The organism is Aeribacillus sp. FSL K6-2833 (assembly GCF_037965815.1).
In the GTDB taxonomy this organism is placed as follows: Bacteria; Bacillota; Bacilli; order Bacillales; family Aeribacillaceae; genus Aeribacillus; species Aeribacillus composti.
The window spans coordinates 185,001-201,885 of sequence record NZ_CP150189.1 but is presented as its reverse complement, the minus strand read 5'-3'; the positions used below and the strand labels follow the sequence as shown (position 1 = coordinate 201,885).

Sequence of the window (16,885 nt, the reverse complement as noted above, 5' to 3'; positions counted from 1 at the left end):
AAAAATATCACTTAATTTGAAGCTTCTTCAGCAGACTTTTTCTGTTCAGATGGTTCAACTGAATCGTTATTTTCTTCTATTTGATTTCTTCTTTCATTATCTGCTTCTTCCAACGAGTTTTCTTTATTGGATAAGCGAATCTTCACTTTTTCACTCGATAAAACTGTCGAGAGGTTGTAACGGTTTTTGGCCTCCACATTTACTTCATGTTCTCCTTCATCTAACCCTGCAACATTCACATACAATTCGATATCAGATTCTTTTACGTTTTTCAAAACACTGTCTTTTCCTCGCAAAACAACATCCAGCTTTCCTGTATCCGGATCAATAAATTCAATTTCCTGATCGTTTCCTAAACCGATGACTTTGATCGGCACCTGTTTAAACGTCTTTTCTTCTCGTTTTTCAATATCTATTTTAATTTGAACTTTATTCGGGACTACGTTTGTCACTCCATCCGGAGCCGGAACATCAGCTTCAACTGTCGCATTTTCTTTGATTTTGCTTAAGTCGACAGATACATCATCAATAGACTCTATTTGCTCTAGCACATCCTTTGGACCATAAATTGTCACTTGGCTAGGGATCGATTGAATCGATGATATGCTCAGTCCATCAGAAAGCTTTCCTGTTGTTTTGATTTTTAAGGGTACAGATTTCGATTTCGTTGGGCTTTCTACCGGCACTGTTACGGTAACCGCTGACGGTTCGATTGTAACAGGCAGGATGTTCCCATTTGCATCGTATACTGCCACTTTTGACTTCTGTACAACTGTTCCATCAGCACCTTCCAAACTTACTGTTGCTTTCACAACAGCTACAGCATCAATATGCTCTTTTGCGCCTGTAATTTTTACACTGTCCGGTTTAACAATCGGACGCTCCGCAATGTAGCCTTCCTTCATTTTGTTTTTATTAATAACATCCACTTCAACCGGAAAATTTTCAGATACCTTTTCATGAATACCTACTGTAATGACAGCCGGATCAATGTCAACCTCCAATTGGTCAGACAAGTTTTTATGTTTCAAACGGACACTGTGCGTGCCAACGGATAAATCCGTTAAATCTGCAAAAATTTCAAAGTCCTTGACTTGTTTTGTCGTAGTGACAATACTTTTGGGCCCTTCAATCGTAACGGTGACGGTTTGGGGAATACCGGTGACAACAAATGCACGGTCGTCATAGTATACGTTTACGGGCACATCTGTAATTGTAGCTGTTTCGGTTGTGGATGGCGACCGAAATATATTGTATTTTTCTTCATTATTCGAAGCAGGCGATTCTATATTCACTGAAGCATATAGCATGAGCGCTAGCAACAATGCAATGATGCGCATAAACCAGTTGCTATTCATTAATTTATCCATTCTTTTTCACCCTCCATTGCCAGCGGCTAGAGGAAGCAGCTTTCGTACGGTTAAACTCAGCCAAGAGCATCTCCTTTAACGTTTCTGGAGTTAAATGTCTATGCAGCTCACCATCCTTGGCAATCGATATACCGCCTGTTTCTTCAGAAACAATGATAGTTATACTATCGGTTACTTCACTAATTCCCACTGCAGCGCGATGGCGTGTGCCCAGCTCCTTCGATATAAACGGGCTTTCGGAAAGCGGCAAATAACAGGCAGCAGCGGACACTTGATCTTTTTGTATAATAACTGCACCATCATGTAAAGGGGTATTGGGGATAAAAATATTAATTAATAGTTCAGCAGAAATATGGGCATTTAGCGGTATACCGGTCTCAACATAATCCTCCATTCCTATTTTTCGTTCAATCGAAATGAGAGCACCGATTCTCCTTTTCGCCATATACTCAACAGCTTTTGCTATTGCTTCGGTCATGTTTGTTTGCCCATCATCTTCCTGGCTAGCTGCCCTTGCAAATAGACGCCCCCTTCCTAATTGCTCAAGGGCTCTGCGAAACTCCGGCTGGAAAATAATGATGATAGCCAAAAAACCCCAAATCAACACTTGGTCCATTAACCATTGCAAAGTATTCAAGCCTAAATATTGGCTTAACACTCTAACGATAATGATTACGATAATTCCTTTTAAAAGCTGAACAGCTTTCGTTCCACGAATCACCATAATCAATTTATAGATAACGAACCAAACGAGGAGAATATCAATGACATCTATGAGGTAATGCAAAAGAGAAAAATCCCCTAAGGTCATATTGTTTTCCTCCAATAGTTCATCAAATCGCGATTGATCTATTCTAATCAAACTTCTAGGTTTGAAAATCTCTCTAATCAAAATTCCACTTTATTATATCATAACTTTTCCTAAATGCACTTAAACATAAAAATAGACCATCCTACTAAAGATGGCCTATTGTTTAAAAACCTCTGACAGAGTCGATTTTACTTCATACCACAGCCACTCAAACAATTCGTTTATTTCCTCAACCTCTCCGGTAACTTGACCGGCAGAAGCCAAATATTGGTCTCCGTTAATCACCGTTACATTTCCTTCAACTTTTCCTTCTATTTTAATATCACCGTTTTTAACAGTAATATCACCTTTCACCGTTTCTCCTTCAGGCACAATAACAGTACGGTTGTCAACAACCAAATTATCATACTTTGTTACGCTGAATTGGCTTTCTTCATAAGAAGCAAATAAACTTCCAGTCATTAGAATAACAAATAGTGCAGCGGCTGAAAAGAAAGGATGATTTCGGAACCAGCGTCTAGTTGAGACCGTACGCTTTTCTTTCGGCAATTTTTCTAACACCTTTTGCGTAAAATCTGCCGGTGCTTCAACATGTGAGATACTCTTGACAAACGCTACAGCTTTTTCCAATTCTTGATAATGTGCCTTGCAATCCTCACAAGATTGCAAGTGTTTTTTTAACTCACGGCCTTCATCCTCATGCAAATCCCCGTCCAAATACTTATGGATCATCTCCACTACATGCTTAGGACATTTCATCTTACTCACCCCAATCACAAATGCCTTAATTGTTTGCGTAAAGCCTCCCGTCCCCGGTGTATTCTTGTTTTAACTGTTCCGACTGGAAGTTCCAATATCTCTGCGATTTCTTGCAAGGATAGCTCCTCAATATATCTCAATACGATGACTGATCGATATTTATCCGGCAGTTTTAAAATTTCCTTTTGAATCGTTTCTTGCAGTTCAATTGCTTCAACTTCTTTTTCAGGCATTGCAATATCAGATGATACTTGGGAGTACATTGTTAAGCCATCAGTCCCCGCAACTTCTGCATCTAAATAATAGTCCGGCTTCTTTTTCCGAATACGATCAATCGATAAATTGGTTGCAATCCGATAAATCCATGTAGAAAATTTTTTGTTCATATCAAATGAATGGATGTTCATATACACTCTTATAAATGCTTCCTGTGCTATGTCCTCAGCTTCATGGACGTTTCCCAGCATTCGATAACAAAGTTGAAAAATTTTATCTTTATATAATTCAACAACTTCTGCAAATGCATTTTGGTCGCCTTTTTTAATTTGTTTGATCTTTTTATTTATAAATTCTTCCATTTTTCTACCTCCGCAGTTGCGGGTACATCATGATACGAATTCGTTCCCCAAAGGTTTCATTTTTTTATAAATCTATTCTAGCAAATTTTAGGAATTTATGTTTTCATCTGCAAGAAAAATTTTTTCCTTTTGTAGCAAAAACCTTTCTTATTCCCATTTCTGGGCTTTTTATAAAGAAACGTCCAACTTGTCATAATGAAATATGACATTACAAATTTTTTCAGAGGGGTTGCACCTCACGCCGCGTTAGGTATTATGATCACAATAGGTTTATAAAGATAAGTATTTTGGGGGCGATGTTAAAATGAAGGAAGAGACTTACTTTACGATTGGCGAATTTTCTAAAAAGACGGGAACAACAATCCGAACATTGCATTATTATGATCAAATTGGACTGCTCAAACCGAAAAAAAATCCTCGTTCTGGACACCGATTATACTCTGCTCATGATGTATTGACACTTCAAAAAATAGTCAGTCTTAAATTTTTAGGATACAGTTTAGAACAAATCAAAGAGTTAATTAATGAAACCAACTTCGATTTAAACTTAAAGGAAACTTTACAGTTCCAAAAAGAAGCGCTTGAAGAACGAAAGGAACATATTGAAGAAGTGCTCAAAGCCATTAAACGAATTCTCACGATTTTAGAAGAAGAAAAAGAAGTGGATAGCAATGTTTTAATGAGTCTTATTCAGAGCATACAAACAGAAAAAGAACAGCGCAAATGGTTAGAACATTATACGTCAAAAGAAGTAGCTGAAAAGCTTTTTGATCAGCCTGAAGAGGTAATGATCTCCCTTGACAAAGAATACATCCAATTATCCCAAGAAACAAAAAGATTGGCAGGAAGACCTGTCGATGATCCTGAGGTAGAAGCGTTAGTCGAAAAATATATGAAAACAATATTAGAATTTATCGGAAAAGAATTAATTAGTGCTATCGGGAATTTAGATGAAGCTGAAATTAAAACTATTGAAAATAAATTGGCATCTCCATTTACACAGGAGGAAGAGGAGTGGCTTCAGCAAGTGATGGAACATTATGCGATGAAAGCTGGGCTTCTCCAAGATGAAAATATTGACCGACTTTAGCAAATAAAAAAACTTCACCTTCCCTTTTCCAATTGGGGAGGTCATTTTTTATCTTTGAACTGTAGTTGAGCAATTTTCATTACAATAATTACCATGTAAAAAGAGACAAACGGAGTACCCCTTATGCCACATGAAGCTGTTTTTTAACGACATCAATGGGAATATCTTGTTTCGCTGCATCGTAAATAAACTCCACGAGGCTATGTCCTTTCTTCTTTCGAAGGAAGTCAAGCCCGGTAGAGAAATCGCTGTTGGATTCGACCATACTGTACACATAAGCGAGTTGCACCAAGATCCAATACCGTTTCACCGCCCGACGTTGACGAACGCGGTACCCATCGAGCTTCAGCTGGTCTTTCGCTTGTCGAAAAAAGCATTCGATCGACCAACGCTGGGCATAGTAGCGCAAGATCTCTTCATCGCTTAGCTCCCGGTCGGTGCTCAAGACGCAGTGAAGATGTTCAGGTGTCATCGGCTGATCGGCTTTCCAAGCCAACAACACAACGGCATCATCGAGACCTTTCAGCGCTCCCTCGTAGCGATACACGCGATAACGCTCTTCTCCCACCGTGACGAGATGGGTGTCGTTCGGTTCGATATAGCGGGCAAACTGTTTGGCTTGGATGGCGATGCCTTTTGGATAAAGAACCCGATTCGTCTTGAGCATCGCAATGACGTGGAATCCTTTTTTCAGGCAGGCTTCCACGAGTGTTTTCGATGGGTACCAAGAATCCATCAGCACATAAACAGAACCGTGCACATCCAAAGAAGAAAGCATCTCGATGGCCCATTGACCCTTGCTTTTCCCATCCGCCTTGTCGTAGAGGCGAAACGCAAAGGGAAAGGCTTGCGTCATCGTATGAACCATGAGCCAGACGAGAGAGTGTCCCCAAATCGACTTTTTGTCCGCGTGAGAATAATGCCAATTACACCCTTCAATAGCGTGTTTCGCCTGTGACGAAGGCTTCGTTTTTCGGCAGATCGTATCATCGATCGAAACAAAAATGGGGTGATTCTTTCGCTTGGCCGTTCGTTCCACATGACGAAGCATCCACTGCTGGAGTTTGCGAAGCAAGATTTCTTCATCCCAAGGGCTTTTCGTGAAAAAATGGCTCAGTGTCGTTCGATGGTTGGGATGAAAGCTCTCATGATGCAGATCGGTCAAGGTTCCCACAAATCCTTTCGTTGTCAGCGCATCGATAATATGAACGAGATGCTTCATGACCGGCTTAGAGAAATAAAGGGCCAGCCCCAACATTGCGAAAAACTTGTCGATTCCTTGGTGATGTGGTAGTCTATTCATGAGACATGAACCTCCTTGAGAATGGTTTGGTGACACATCTATTCTAATCAAGGAATCGGGTTCATGTCTCCTTTTTTGTTCGGATGTAAATTTATGTTAGTGAATTTGCTCATCTACAGTTTGAATTAGAGGATGATGGATATTCATTCAGCTCCCATTTTCCCGAAACCTTCCCCAAATTTTATCGAGTGAAGTGTTCCGCCGGAAGCCCAATTATCTCTTTCATATTCATCGAAAACTACTGTAACCCATTCTTCTTTCACGTTTAGTATTTGCGCTGCTGCTTTTGTTATTGCCTCAGTAAACTGCTGTTTCTGTTCTGCAGTTCTTCCTTTAGCCAGCTTTACGTTGATAAAAGGCATCGAATCACAACTCCTTTAAGCCGTTTGAATTTATAAATGGTGTCGAAATTTATTCGTCCTCATCCGGATCTGTGCTATTTCAAAAAATGAAACAAGACAGAAGTTTGTCGATATACTTCGTCACAACACCCGTAAAAACCTTTGCTGGGCAGTCATTGTATGCAAAATGTTTTACACAAATCATCCTCTACAGCAACAATCTTCTGGAAATGAGACTAATTTTTAAAATCAACAAAAAATCATTTAGGTCATGGTTCCATTTAGGAACAACCGCATTACCAATACTAAAAGGAAAAATACAATTCGACTTCAATGGTATATCCAAATTTAAAAGGCTGTTATGGGACTAAAAAGGAGAATGCTCCTACATATCATTATTTTGAGATTCAAAAGCGAGGATTAGATATAATCGAAGGATTAGTAACATTTCAAATAAAAAAATCCTGACAATTTCTTGTCAGGAATTAAGTTCATCTTATTTTATAAAGTTTTCCCTATTGAATTTAAAAGCGGAAGACGGGACTCGAACCCGCGACCCCCACCTTGGCAAGGTGGTGTTCTACCACTGAACTACTTCCGCACAAATGGTGAGCCATGGAGGATTCGAACCTCCGACCCTCTGATTAAAAGTCAGATGCTCTACCGACTGAGCTAATGGCTCATAAAAAAATTTTTTTCTTCTAATCCATTTTAAAATTTGTCAGATGTCCCTTCCTCTTCCTGATCTTTCGAGGATGTTAGATGCGTCGGGACAACTCGTCGCCTATTCGATGAAGCCTTGCTCGTTGCTCTACCGACTGAGCTAATGGCTCGTAAAAAAATTTTTTTCTTCTAATCCATTTTAAAATTTGTCAGATGTCCCTTCCTCTTCCTGATTTTTCGAGGATGTTAGATGCGTCGGGACAAATCGCTGCTTATTCGACGAGACTTCGCCCTTTGTAAAATCTAGTTAAATCTTACTTTCTATCTAACATTTTTACAAAAAAAAGAACAGACATGAACTGTCTTTTTATAATAAATGGCTGGGCTAGCTGGATTCGAACCAGCGCATCACGGAGTCAAAGTCCGTTGCCTTACCGCTTGGCTATAGCCCAATATCACCATTCATCTCTTGACTAATTATATTGTACCAATAAAAAAATCACTTTATACAACATTTTGTTGTTTAATGTGATTTCAATGTTTCATAACATTCTTCGGCATGGTGGAGGGGGACGGATTCGAACCGCCGAACCCTAAGGGAGCGGATTTACAGTCCGCCGCGTTTAGCCACTTCGCTACCCCTCCGATTATTAAAAATGCCGGCGAGAGGAATCGAACCCCCAACCTACTGATTACAAGTCAGTTGCTCTACCAATTGAGCTACACCGGCGCAATAAATACTTTAAATCACACTCAGTTTTTACCTTTGTTTAAATTGTTATGCCAAACTCATTAAACTTGCTTAAGAAAAGCTTGTTTAGTACATGGTGGAGGATGACGGGATCGAACCGCCGACCCCTTGCTTGTAAGGCAAGTGCTCTCCCAGCTGAGCTAATCCTCCATGGTGACCCGTACGGGATTCGAACCCGTGTTACCGCCGTGAAAGGGCGGTGTCTTAACCACTTGACCAACGGGCCAATAACATCATTAGCAAAAAGACAAATTAAATTATATATAACAATTTGCTTTTTGTCAATTATAAAATCATTTTTCCTTCACAAGTTTTTTATTAAGCAATCGACGAGTATTAGTATAGAGGAAAAATGGTTTATTGTCAATATGAAGATTGAGCCAAGCATTTGCAGGAGGGATTCCATAATAAACGCATACAAATGATAAAGATAACCCCAAAGTAATTCCTAGTCCTACTTAATCTCTTCAATGCTTGATGGATAAGGGTTTTCACTTTATTTTTTAGGTACATGGTACGGGTCACGTGTGGCTTCGTTTATTGTTCTCGTGATCTTTTCGATGTATTGTTTGAATGGGCTTCTTGAGATTTTTTCCATCTTTCTACTTGTCCAATAAGCGTTTTGATGACTAACTTTTTCTAATGCTGCCACCAAGGCCGTCATCATCGCACCGGTACCTTGATCCACCCAGTTCCGCCCATTTTCAAATGTTTCGCAAACACACTCATCGTTCTTTCTGTACTCCCCATTGGACGCATTCCGGTCATGTCTATTCCTTTTTCTCTCAGCTATTTCTGGATTTGCTATAAAAAACCTCCTTATATCTATTCTTGAGGAGATTATCTCATAATCTTACAGAGTCTAGAAGATTGGCTAAATTTGACGCTTACTTTTAAGGGAAAACGTTCCAAAAAAGGTTAAAATTATAAAAAATCAGAAACAATTCTGAGAGATCTGACGTTTTAATAAGTAGAAAGTCCTTCACAAGAAGTTATAACTGATATTTCGAATTATCCAATGTTTTTCTTAAGGCAACGGGCGTGAAGAGATGTGTAAAAAGAACAGACAAAAGGAGGTGTAAAAAGGTGCGTTATGAAAAAAATACATGTACTGTTGATTGAGAAAGACAAAGATGAGTTGTTAAAAATTTGCTCTAGCGTTAAAAATGAGACCGACATAGAAATAGTAGGAGTCACGTGCGAGCTGAAATGTTTAAGTGATTTTATTAACCGTTTACATGTGAACATTGTACTAATGAATATCAGATTAGTAAAAGATACAGAAAAAATCAAAGTAATAAAATCTGTTACTGAAAAAACAAAAGCACAGCTGATTATTTTAAATGATCAGATTGACAATCGATTGATTTTTGAAGCTTTTATTGCCGGGGCAATCTGTTACATAGACAAATCCTATAATCATATTCCAAATGTAATACGCTTAGCGTATCAAAAATGGTCACTTAAAAGCGCTTATGTTGAATCTGTTATCCGTAAGGAGTTTTGTCGCTTAAGACAACTAGAGATCCACTATATGAAGGAGAGATTAACACAAACAGAACAAAAAATATTAAAGCTGATCGCTGAAGGCTATAAGCAAAAACAAATAGCAGAAATATTAATGGTAGAAATTAATACAATAAAAAAGCACATTACTAATATTTTGAAAAAGACGGGGGAAAAAAGAAGCAAAGAAGCAGCCCGAAAGGCCCGGGAATGGGGGTTAATTTAAAAGGTGGCAAGAAAATTTGGGACTTTTTTCAAATGTGGATTCTACTCTATCATAAGTTTAGGTGATCACCGTTCTGTATTGTTAGAAAATGTGAACTGTAAAAACAGGTAGCTAGTACCTTACTCGAAGGATTCTCGCGGGAATTCAGGAATTTTAAATGTGGAAAAACGAGGAGGGTTTCATGCGAAAAAAAATGGCTAAAAATTGCTTTAACTTCTATTCTAGCTGTAGGAGCATTAGTGCCTGTTGCATCAGCTGCTAACTACAAATTTCATTTTGATGTGACAACAAACTTTTTAACTGGACGTGCTTATACTAACTATGCATGGAAATTTACAGATAAAGAGAATCAAGTTGTTAAGATTACTAGTATAGATTCGAATTGGACAGCAGGAGTAAGAATGGAAAATTCGGAAGGTGCGAAAAGAAGTAGTAATCTTTATACTAAAAAGGCTGGTAATTATACATTAACAAATAATGGCGCTAAGGCCAGTTATAAGTACCGTTTGAAAATCTGGAAAGAAAAAGGAGGTAAATTTGACCGCTTTACGATGAAAGGGAAATGGAACCCAGATACGTATTAACTTAACTCTTTCAATTTCGATTCCGTAGCATATCGCATTTCTGCAATGTAGAAATGCGATATGCTTTTAAAGTAGTTTTGATAGTTATCAATCAGAAAGCGAGTGAAAGATGATGCTCTTACTGGAATTAAAAAGGGGTTTATTGAATAAGCGCATGTTAGTTTCCTGTATGTTTGCTCTTGTATTAATATTTTTGACAGCTTATGACAGGTATTTGTATGATGTTTTATTTTTTGACCCCGAAGCTCCTGATATACGAGGTAATCATCAAGCGATTCAAGATATTTTAGGTGAAATACACAACAAATATAATATTTGGGAGAGCAGTTTTTCATACATAGGTATATTTTTTCCTTTAATTGTTGTGTTTCCATATGCCGATTCCTATTTAGAAGAAAAGAATCAGAAGTTTCATTACTTTATACAAACAAGGAAATCTTTTGACCATTATGTTAGGAACAAATACTTGGCCGCCACTTTAACTGGGGGGCTTGCTATCTTCATCCCAGAGTTTATCTTTTACGCTATAATTTCTATTTTTTTTAATAATGATGCCGATTCCCCCTATCGACATCTGCAGGAAGAAGGCATATTCTACACATTGTTCAACACACAGCCTGAATTGTATATTTGGATCAAATTTTTAACGCATTTTTTGCTTGGAGCGTGTTTCGCCTGTATCGCTTTATGCCTTTCCACCTTCGTCAAGAAGAAAGCAATTGTATACGTTGGGCCATTTCTGATTTTCGGTATTTGGGAGATTACCGCAGGAGCCATCCTGGATCAATATCAGTTTTCTCCATCCACCTGGTATGATTTATGGCCTGAAGTTTCGCCATTCTATGTATACGGGTCAATGATCACGATTTTGATTACAGGTTATGTAATTTTTATTTGGAGAACGAGACGGGTGAGAATTGATGACTAATGCCAATCCCCTGAGCACTAAGACCACTCTTTTAAACTATATGAAACACAAAGTGAAGCACGTAGTTCTGACTCGAAAAGCTGTTTTGTTTGTATTGCTCGTTTGTTTAGCAACTTTTCTGGCCAATAGCAAATTAGCGCATATTGACAACCGTTTCCTCAATATGTGGGATTTAATCTTCGATATGCTGTATCATCCTTACTATCAATTGTTCTTGTTTTTGCTTTTCTTCCTGTTTGTGTTAAGTGATATTTGCGATGATCGGCCGATAACTCTCTATGTTCTGCTGCGTTTAAATAAAAAATCGACGTGGTTACTTGCCAAAATGTTCCTAATATTTTTAATAAGTACACTGTACACGCTCGTATATCTTTGTATTATTACTCTAATTTCTCTTTTATTATACGGTTATAGCATCCATTGGAGTCCAGGATCCTCCAATCTTTACCATGGGGAGCTTATTGGGCATATACAACCAGTTACTGGTTTTATTCTATTAGCTATACGATATGTCTTAAGTATTTGGTTTCTCAGCATCCTATATTTGTTTGTTTATGCGTCAGCCGATGGTTATCGCATCGTCAAAGCAGTATCGGTGACGGTGATGCTTCTTGTTATTAACCATTTATTTGCTTATAGGTTTTTTGTATCGTATGTTCCGTTTTTGTATATCCATAACGGTTATCTCGTGACGCTTAGACTGAATGAAAACGGATTCCAATCGGCAATGGTGTTGAATGCAGCAACTGTTTCTCCAATAGTTTTAATGCTTCTCGTCTTGTGGATGCGAAAATCAAAGCTGGAATTTGGGGGATCTTGAATATGATCAGAGAATGGAAAGCCCTTGTTCAGTTTAATATGCGCTACTTTACTTATCATCAGTGGCTTCTGGCGATCGCAGTGTTCGTCATCTCTAATTTGGTCACACTTCTATATTATGGCGATCTTGTCTCATCCACTATAGATGCATTCATCTTCCACTTTGCCATGTTTGAGGGGGCGGATATTTTAACGATCATTCATACATTGCTCCCTTTTTTCGTATTAGCGTATATTGTTGACTTATACATGGAAAACAATTTTCATGAGAATTTACTGTATACTTTGCTGCGGATATCTAACAGGAACGCGTGGGCATTGTCCCATTTGACCGTCTTATTTGCCATTCATGTTGTGTACCTATTTTTTTATTACAGTCTGTCCTGGTTCATTTTGCATTCTATTTATAAGTCAGGTGATATTACAGTCCAGTATTGGGCAGGTAAATTATCGTCAAAAGATGTATATTCACAATGGTTATTTCTATTCCTTTCATGGATTATCCAGCTAATCGGCTCTTTTAGTATTAGTTTGTGGCAAGTATATATCAACCTCCTTACCCAAAAAAGCGGTTACGGGTACCTCTCTGCTGCTTTAATGTACATCATTCCTTTCATTTTGGGGAATGTGAATTTATGGATTGGAAGCCATGGCAGACTTGTATACTATGACGTGTTGGCTCCAGGTAGCGGGAGTCATTCAATCGCTGGTTTTGTCATTTTTCATGTTTTATGGATTCTTCTGTTCATTTATTTGTCGTATCGCGTTATGACGCGACGTTAGATTGCTGAATTTTCAAGGAAAGGTGATAAACTATGGCAGTTGTATTGCAGGTAAGGAACTTGAGCAAAACATTTAAAAAGGAGAAAGTATTTAATAATATAAATCTTGATATTGAAGAAGCAAAGATTTACGGGTTTGTCGGGCATAATGGGAGTGGTAAATCAGTTTTCTTTAAGATACTTTGCGGCATTTTACTCCCAGACCAAGGAGAAATAAAAATTTTTGGAAATATTTTAGGGAAGGATATTGACTTTCCCACTGAAGTTGGTGCTGTTATCGAGACACCAGGATTCTTGTCCGATTACTCCGGATTTAAAAATTTAAAATACTTAGCTTCTATACGCAATAAGATTAGTGATAAGGAGATTATAGAAGCAATTCAAAGTGTCGGTCTAGATCCGAACAGCAAGAAAAGTGTGAAAAAATATTCTTTAGGTATGAAACAAAGATTGGGTATCGCACAAGCAATTATGGAGAAGCCGAAAATACTCATACTAGATGAACCAATGAACGGTCTGGATAAAACAGGAGTCAAACAGATAAGAGAATTGCTGTTGTCATTGAAAAAACAGGGGACAACCATCTTATTGGCGAGTCATATCAGTGAGGATATTCACATACTATGTGATAAAGTGTACGAATTTGATAATAAAACACTTGTGGAAGTAAATAAACTCTAGATTTCACTTAATCATGTAAATTAGCACACTATTTTAGAACCACTTTTTTCAAATTATTTTGGACTAAAATCGGAAATACCTCTAAAAATGTTTGCGAATTCTCTCCGATTTTGCACGCTTTTTCCGATTGTTTGCGCACTATTTCAGACGAGAATCGTAAAACCAAAAGGAGCCGTTCGGCCCCTTTCATTATGCCCCTGTTTCCTCCACCGCCATTCGAACAATTTCTTCGTCAATCACGTCTTTTTTTAGCTGGTAGCCGTATAAAAGGCAGGTAGTCGTTAACGTATTGATGACTCGTGGCCATCCTTGCGACTGTAGGGCAATTGCCTCTAGAGCCGCAGGGGTAAAAATCGAGTGTTTTACCCCTGCTTGCTTCATTCGCTGCTCAATGTACGCTGCCACTTCTTCTTTGGAGAGTGTCCCCATCCGATATCGCATGATGATTCGTTGCTGAAGCGGACGATGGTGATTCAAGCGCAGTCGTATCTGTAAGTGCGGCAGCCCTGCCAAAATCAACACGAACGGATTCGTTGAATCCATGTGAAAATTAAACAGAATGGCGATATCCTGCAAAAACGCATCTTTCGCTAGATGCATTTCATCAAGCAGAATCACAGGGGTGATTCGACGTTCATGATACATTCGTTCGATTCCTTGTTGAATTTGGTAAAACAAGTCCACCTTGCGGTATTTCGGCTCCTCGCCTAACCCTAAGGCTAGTCCTCGATAAAAATCCATCACACCACCCGTTGATAACGGGAAATACACCACGTGATACAACGAAGGATGTAACGATTCTTTGAACGTCCGAAGGGCGAACGTTTTCCCCACCCCCGGCTCTCCTGTCAGTAGACCGATTCCTTTCGTTCGTTTCACGTAATCCAATGCATGTAATGCCTCTTCGTAAGAAGACCCTCGATATGCTTCAGACGGACTTGTGTCTTTCGAAAACGGCTCTCGAGAAAGGGAGTAGAACGTTTTATACATCCGTTCCTTCCTCCTTTCCTAGTCCCGTAAATGGCGATCGATGGCGTTTCACGTGGGCATTATCGTGCAGACGCACCAGCGTCGCTTTCGCTGCTTCTTTGCCGTCTTCGTATACATACACCCCTTGCTCATCATACCGAATTTCCACTGATTGTCCGATAAACCGAGGTGGAACCTCATACAGCTGTTTGTTTAACGTAATCGTCCCATCGGCTTTCACTTTGCGAAACTCTCGCTTCAAAAAGACCGTATCCAGCCAAGTCGCATCCTCCACGAATGATACTACTTGCACTTGCGATTGAAACACTTCATGCGGCGTTTTTCCGTCTAACGACGCATGGGGCTTCCGGTGGTAGTCTTTTTCGAGCCACTTCCAGAAGCGTTCGTTCAGCTCTTGAAGCGACGTAGCCGGTTTCATCTCCAACAACGGGGAAAACCTAGTTTGCACCGTCTTAAAAAATCGCTCGATTTTCCCTTTGCTCTGTGGATCATATGGCTGCGTATGAATGAGCGTGATCCCTAATTCTGCGCAAGCATATTGTAGTGTCTCCGATCGATAAATTTTGCCGTTGTCCGAATAAATTCGTTTCGGCTTCCCGTACCGAAGCAGCGCTTCTTTGGTCACGATCCGCAACCCGTCAAATTTCTCGGAAGAGAAAAACTGAGCGTACGGTACGACCCGCGAACAGTCATCGATGTAGGCAATCAAAAATGTTTTTTGCGCTTTTCCATTCTCTCGTATCATTGGACCATGGGACAAATCCCCTTGCCATAACTCATTGACTCGATCGTACGCAAACCGTTTTCGTTCAGGAATCGGTAAAATTTCTTTCCCCACGAGGTTGTATTTTTTGCACAATCGATATATAGTAAAGTAAGATACAAGTTGTTTTTCGATTTCCCCCTGCTCAATAAGGTGTTGGTAAAACACCGTCACGGGCATGTGGGGAAGTTTTTTTCTTAGGGTTAAAATATGATCTTCGTCTTCAGGTGACAGCCTTCGGGAATGACCACGGTCTGACCGTCGTTTTGGCTTCAGCGCCTCAAAGCCCCCTTTTTTGTACTGCGTGCACCAATCTAGAATCGTCTTCGCTGCGATCCGTTTCTCTCCATAGTGCGGAACCCAATGCATGCGCGTTGACACCTCCTTCAGGTACGATGTCCGATCCACCTGCCCATTGACTAACGGTGCGATCAATCCATACCGAAATAGGGCGATTTCTTGTCTCACCGATTCGTCCATCAGGGTTTCCTCCTTCTTCGATTTTGCGGAAGAACCAACAGGTTCGTCCTGCCTTCATCATAACCCATCACTTTCCACTCGTCGACGCAAAAGGTTTGTGGAATCGATTGCTTTTGGAAATAGATCCAAAAAGAAACAAATTAGGCACCGAATCTATTCGCTAAAAAATGGGTAGATTGTTCATTCCACATCGCTTGGATGAGTTTTTCCAAACAGACCTCCTCCATTTTTTGAATCCACTCCTGTGCTTGAACGAGTGGTTCATCGGACAACCCAAGAATTCGCTTCCCTTTGGTTTGAAAAAACCAACGAAGCCACGGTAAGTTGGAGAGTAGTCGACGCATATAAAAATAGACTCCTTGTCGGGTAGGAAAGAACCTTGACGAACGTGTCCCCTTGTCTAAGAGAAACGAGAGGCGCTCGTTGATGCATGGGAGGATCGTCCAAATCGTGTATTGGAAATAAGGGAAGAGAAACGTGGGAAGCACCGTAACCGTCTTTTGGCATATCGTGCATCGATAACGAGCAATCCAAATCCGATAGGCTTCTTGTCCCATTAATGCATTTCGTTCATAATAGCCGTGACGGTAAAGGGTTCGCTTGACTTGGCAATGTGGACAACGATGGATCGACGGAAAAGCATTCTGTTTTCCTAAGTCCGCATAGGTTTGCACATCGATTCCAAAGTCGTACAATCGAATCACGGTCTCGTTCTCCCCCTCCGAAACAATTTACTAAAAATTTAGCACACTCTTTCAGAAAAGGGGAGAAGAACATCCCGAAGGAATTTGCAAAAAAGAAGGCTTTTTATGCGGAGATAAAATGATAATTTACATTAATCAGTCATTCCAAAAAAGGATTGAATTCATACATTCTACTTGAAGCACTTGAAAAGACAGTTCAATGGCTAAACGGCAGATGTCACCGAATTCTTTGGAACTCAAGTCAAAACGATTGGCATTTCCTAAAATTCGTTCGTTAAACTTGCTAATTTCACATGTACTCATGTCATTTTGATACATCTTGATGATCGCTTCCTCGAGCCAGCCGGTATGGCGTTGGTAAGGGAGGGGGAACAAATGCGTTTGAAATTCTCCGTTCCGGTAATCCGACCGTATTGTGCATCTGGATTTCGTTAATAGTAGCCGTTTCTCATATTCAATGTTCCAGCTTGTTCAATCTCGAGGAAATGTTTCATTTCTTCCCACATAATCAGCTCTAATTTTTCATTCACAAACTGACGAATGGTACTTTCCTGTTGATTAGCCCAGTCACCATTCGGTATACTTTTAGACATAGGTAGGGTTCTCTGGAATATTTAGCCAAATCAGAGAATACCCTACCTTTTTCTTTAGGTCTAGCAAAATCCCTTACACAAAACTTTATACATCATCCTTTTGCCCGACATAAATTTTATCGAGATCTTTTATATTTTTTTTAAAAATAATATAAAAGATCTT

17 protein-coding genes, 7 tRNA genes and 2 pseudogenes are annotated in these 16,885 nt (G+C 39.5%); 7 read left to right on the top strand and 19 right to left on the bottom strand.

Translation table 11 applies throughout. The features are described from left to right. Nucleotides 1-11: 11 nt before the first annotated feature. The 4 genes from NSQ94_RS01155 to sigW all read right to left on the bottom strand — a co-directional run bounded on the left by NSQ94_RS01155 (nucleotide 12) and on the right by sigW (nucleotide 3,518). Nucleotides 12-1,370 carry a CdaR family protein gene (locus tag NSQ94_RS01155; protein ID WP_063388715.1) on the bottom strand — a complete coding sequence of 453 codons (1,359 nt, stop codon included), beginning with the start codon at nucleotides 1,368-1,370 and terminating at the stop codon, nucleotides 12-14. After that, nucleotides 1,363-2,181, bottom strand: a complete 819-nt coding sequence (cdaA, locus tag NSQ94_RS01150) for a diadenylate cyclase CdaA (RefSeq protein WP_063388714.1) — start codon at nucleotides 2,179-2,181, stop codon at nucleotides 1,363-1,365. Before cdaA ends, NSQ94_RS01155 begins: the two co-directional genes overlap by 8 nt. 156 nt (nucleotides 2,182-2,337) lie before the next feature. Next, nucleotides 2,338-2,940, bottom strand: a complete 603-nt coding sequence (locus NSQ94_RS01145) for an anti-sigma factor (protein WP_063388713.1) — start codon at nucleotides 2,938-2,940, stop codon at nucleotides 2,338-2,340. A gap of 14 nt (nucleotides 2,941-2,954) precedes the next feature. Beyond that, nucleotides 2,955-3,518: an RNA polymerase sigma factor SigW gene (gene sigW, locus NSQ94_RS01140; protein WP_063388712.1), complete on the bottom strand. Its 564-nt coding sequence runs from the start codon at nucleotides 3,516-3,518 to the stop codon at nucleotides 2,955-2,957. A gap of 304 nt (nucleotides 3,519-3,822) precedes the next feature. Here sigW and NSQ94_RS01135 point away from each other — a divergent pair, with 304 nt between their 5' ends. Beyond that, the gene (locus NSQ94_RS01135; RefSeq protein ID WP_339229921.1) at nucleotides 3,823-4,608 is read left to right on the top strand and encodes a MerR family transcriptional regulator; all 786 of its coding nucleotides are present in this window, start codon (nucleotides 3,823-3,825) and stop codon (nucleotides 4,606-4,608) included. A 121-nt stretch (nucleotides 4,609-4,729) separates the two neighbouring features. Here the strand turns inward: NSQ94_RS01135 and NSQ94_RS01130 are convergent, their stop codons facing one another. From NSQ94_RS01130 to NSQ94_RS01080, 11 genes and pseudogenes are all read right to left on the bottom strand, one after another. After that, the gene (locus NSQ94_RS01130; protein ID WP_063388773.1) at nucleotides 4,730-5,911 is read right to left on the bottom strand and encodes an IS701 family transposase; all 1,182 of its coding nucleotides are present in this window, start codon (nucleotides 5,909-5,911) and stop codon (nucleotides 4,730-4,732) included. Between the two features lie 143 nt (nucleotides 5,912-6,054). Further along, the gene (locus tag NSQ94_RS01125; RefSeq protein WP_066251730.1) at nucleotides 6,055-6,273 is read right to left on the bottom strand and encodes a 2-hydroxymuconate tautomerase family protein; all 219 of its coding nucleotides are present in this window, start codon (nucleotides 6,271-6,273) and stop codon (nucleotides 6,055-6,057) included. A 508-nt stretch (nucleotides 6,274-6,781) separates the two neighbouring features. Next, nucleotides 6,782-6,853: transfer RNA gene (locus NSQ94_RS01120), tRNA-Gly, on the bottom strand. Nucleotides 6,854-6,858: 5 nt separating this feature from the next. Next, a tRNA-Lys gene (locus tag NSQ94_RS01115) sits at nucleotides 6,859-6,934 on the bottom strand. A gap of 358 nt (nucleotides 6,935-7,292) precedes the next feature. Beyond that, nucleotides 7,293-7,367, bottom strand: a tRNA-Gln gene (locus NSQ94_RS01110). 108 nt (nucleotides 7,368-7,475) lie between these two features. After that, nucleotides 7,476-7,560, bottom strand: a tRNA-Tyr gene (locus NSQ94_RS01105). 12 nt (nucleotides 7,561-7,572) lie between these two features. Next, nucleotides 7,573-7,645: transfer RNA gene (locus tag NSQ94_RS01100), tRNA-Thr, on the bottom strand. Nucleotides 7,646-7,740: 95 nt separating this feature from the next. Then, nucleotides 7,741-7,816 (bottom strand) — tRNA-Val (locus NSQ94_RS01095). A 1-nt stretch (nucleotide 7,817) separates the two neighbouring features. After that, a tRNA-Glu gene (locus tag NSQ94_RS01090) sits at nucleotides 7,818-7,892 on the bottom strand. 270 nt (nucleotides 7,893-8,162) lie between these two features. Then, nucleotides 8,163-8,354 (bottom strand): hypothetical protein, encoded by a 192-nt coding sequence (locus NSQ94_RS01085; protein WP_066251733.1) that lies wholly within the window; start codon nucleotides 8,352-8,354, stop codon nucleotides 8,163-8,165. Nucleotides 8,355-8,359: 5 nt separating this feature from the next. Next, nucleotides 8,360-8,461: pseudogene (locus tag NSQ94_RS01080) on the bottom strand (hypothetical protein); the annotation flags it as partial. Between the two features lie 298 nt (nucleotides 8,462-8,759). Between NSQ94_RS01080 and NSQ94_RS01075 the strand changes: the two are divergent. The 6 genes from NSQ94_RS01075 (at nucleotide 8,760) to NSQ94_RS01050 (ending at nucleotide 13,192) form a co-directional block, all read left to right on the top strand. Further along, nucleotides 8,760-9,398 carry a response regulator transcription factor gene (locus NSQ94_RS01075; protein WP_144598452.1) on the top strand — a complete coding sequence of 213 codons (639 nt, stop codon included), beginning with the start codon at nucleotides 8,760-8,762 and terminating at the stop codon, nucleotides 9,396-9,398. 239 nt (nucleotides 9,399-9,637) lie between these two features. After that, on the top strand, nucleotides 9,638-9,982 hold the full coding sequence (locus NSQ94_RS01070) for a hypothetical protein (protein WP_339229918.1): 345 nt from the start codon (nucleotides 9,638-9,640) through the stop codon (nucleotides 9,980-9,982). Nucleotides 9,983-10,124: 142 nt separating this feature from the next. Next, nucleotides 10,125-10,910 carry a hypothetical protein gene (locus NSQ94_RS01065; RefSeq protein WP_144598454.1) on the top strand — a complete coding sequence of 262 codons (786 nt, stop codon included), beginning with the start codon at nucleotides 10,125-10,127 and terminating at the stop codon, nucleotides 10,908-10,910. Between the two features lie 52 nt (nucleotides 10,911-10,962). Continuing rightward, nucleotides 10,963-11,730 (top strand): hypothetical protein, encoded by a 768-nt coding sequence (locus NSQ94_RS01060; protein ID WP_339229916.1) that lies wholly within the window; start codon nucleotides 10,963-10,965, stop codon nucleotides 11,728-11,730. Nucleotides 11,731-11,732: 2 nt separating this feature from the next. Then, nucleotides 11,733-12,512, top strand: coding sequence for a hypothetical protein (locus NSQ94_RS01055; RefSeq protein WP_339229915.1), 780 nt, complete (start codon nucleotides 11,733-11,735; stop codon nucleotides 12,510-12,512). A 32-nt stretch (nucleotides 12,513-12,544) separates the two neighbouring features. Beyond that, nucleotides 12,545-13,192: an ATP-binding cassette domain-containing protein gene (locus NSQ94_RS01050; RefSeq protein WP_130158826.1), complete on the top strand. Its 648-nt coding sequence runs from the start codon at nucleotides 12,545-12,547 to the stop codon at nucleotides 13,190-13,192. A 189-nt stretch (nucleotides 13,193-13,381) separates the two neighbouring features. Here the strand turns inward: NSQ94_RS01050 and NSQ94_RS01045 are convergent, their stop codons facing one another. The 4 genes and pseudogenes from NSQ94_RS01045 to NSQ94_RS01030 form a co-directional block, all read right to left on the bottom strand. Beyond that, nucleotides 13,382-14,182, bottom strand: coding sequence for an AAA family ATPase (locus NSQ94_RS01045; RefSeq protein WP_063389145.1), 801 nt, complete (start codon nucleotides 14,180-14,182; stop codon nucleotides 13,382-13,384). Further along, a complete protein-coding gene (locus tag NSQ94_RS01040) occupies nucleotides 14,175-15,425 on the bottom strand; it encodes an IS481 family transposase (RefSeq protein ID WP_311066471.1) in 1,251 nt (416 codons plus the stop codon). Before NSQ94_RS01040 ends, NSQ94_RS01045 begins: the two co-directional genes overlap by 8 nt. Nucleotides 15,426-15,565: 140 nt before the next feature. After that, entirely contained in the window at nucleotides 15,566-16,129 is a 564-nt protein-coding gene (locus tag NSQ94_RS01035; RefSeq protein WP_063388963.1) for a DUF6431 domain-containing protein, read from the bottom strand. A 255-nt stretch (nucleotides 16,130-16,384) separates the two neighbouring features. Then, nucleotides 16,385-16,722: pseudogene (locus tag NSQ94_RS01030) on the bottom strand (transposase); the annotation flags it as partial. Between the last annotated feature and the right edge of the window lie 163 nt (nucleotides 16,723-16,885).

Bases quoted from the DNA above. Each gene is read 5' to 3' on its own strand.
- NSQ94_RS01130 (WP_063388773.1), bottom strand. From the start codon at position 5,911: ATGAATAGACTACCACATCACCAAGGAATCGACAAGTTTTTCGCAATG.
- NSQ94_RS01155 (WP_063388715.1), bottom strand. From the start codon at position 1,370: ATGGATAAATTAATGAATAGCAACTGGTTTATGCGCATCATTGCATTG.
- cdaA (WP_063388714.1), bottom strand. From the start codon at position 2,181: ATGACCTTAGGGGATTTTTCTCTTTTGCATTACCTCATAGATGTCATT.
- NSQ94_RS01125 (WP_066251730.1), bottom strand. From the start codon at position 6,273: ATGCCTTTTATCAACGTAAAGCTGGCTAAAGGAAGAACTGCAGAACAG.
- NSQ94_RS01075 (WP_144598452.1), top strand. From the start codon at position 8,760: ATGAAAAAAATACATGTACTGTTGATTGAGAAAGACAAAGATGAGTTG.
- NSQ94_RS01040 (WP_311066471.1), bottom strand. From the start codon at position 15,425: ATGGACGAATCGGTGAGACAAGAAATCGCCCTATTTCGGTATGGATTG.
- NSQ94_RS01145 (WP_063388713.1), bottom strand. From the start codon at position 2,940: ATGAAATGTCCTAAGCATGTAGTGGAGATGATCCATAAGTATTTGGAC.
- sigW (WP_063388712.1), bottom strand. From the start codon at position 3,518: ATGGAAGAATTTATAAATAAAAAGATCAAACAAATTAAAAAAGGCGAC.
- NSQ94_RS01135 (WP_339229921.1), top strand. From the start codon at position 3,823: ATGAAGGAAGAGACTTACTTTACGATTGGCGAATTTTCTAAAAAGACG.
- NSQ94_RS01050 (WP_130158826.1), top strand. From the start codon at position 12,545: ATGGCAGTTGTATTGCAGGTAAGGAACTTGAGCAAAACATTTAAAAAG.
- NSQ94_RS01045 (WP_063389145.1), bottom strand. From the start codon at position 14,182: ATGTATAAAACGTTCTACTCCCTTTCTCGAGAGCCGTTTTCGAAAGAC.
- NSQ94_RS01055 (WP_339229915.1), top strand. From the start codon at position 11,733: ATGATCAGAGAATGGAAAGCCCTTGTTCAGTTTAATATGCGCTACTTT.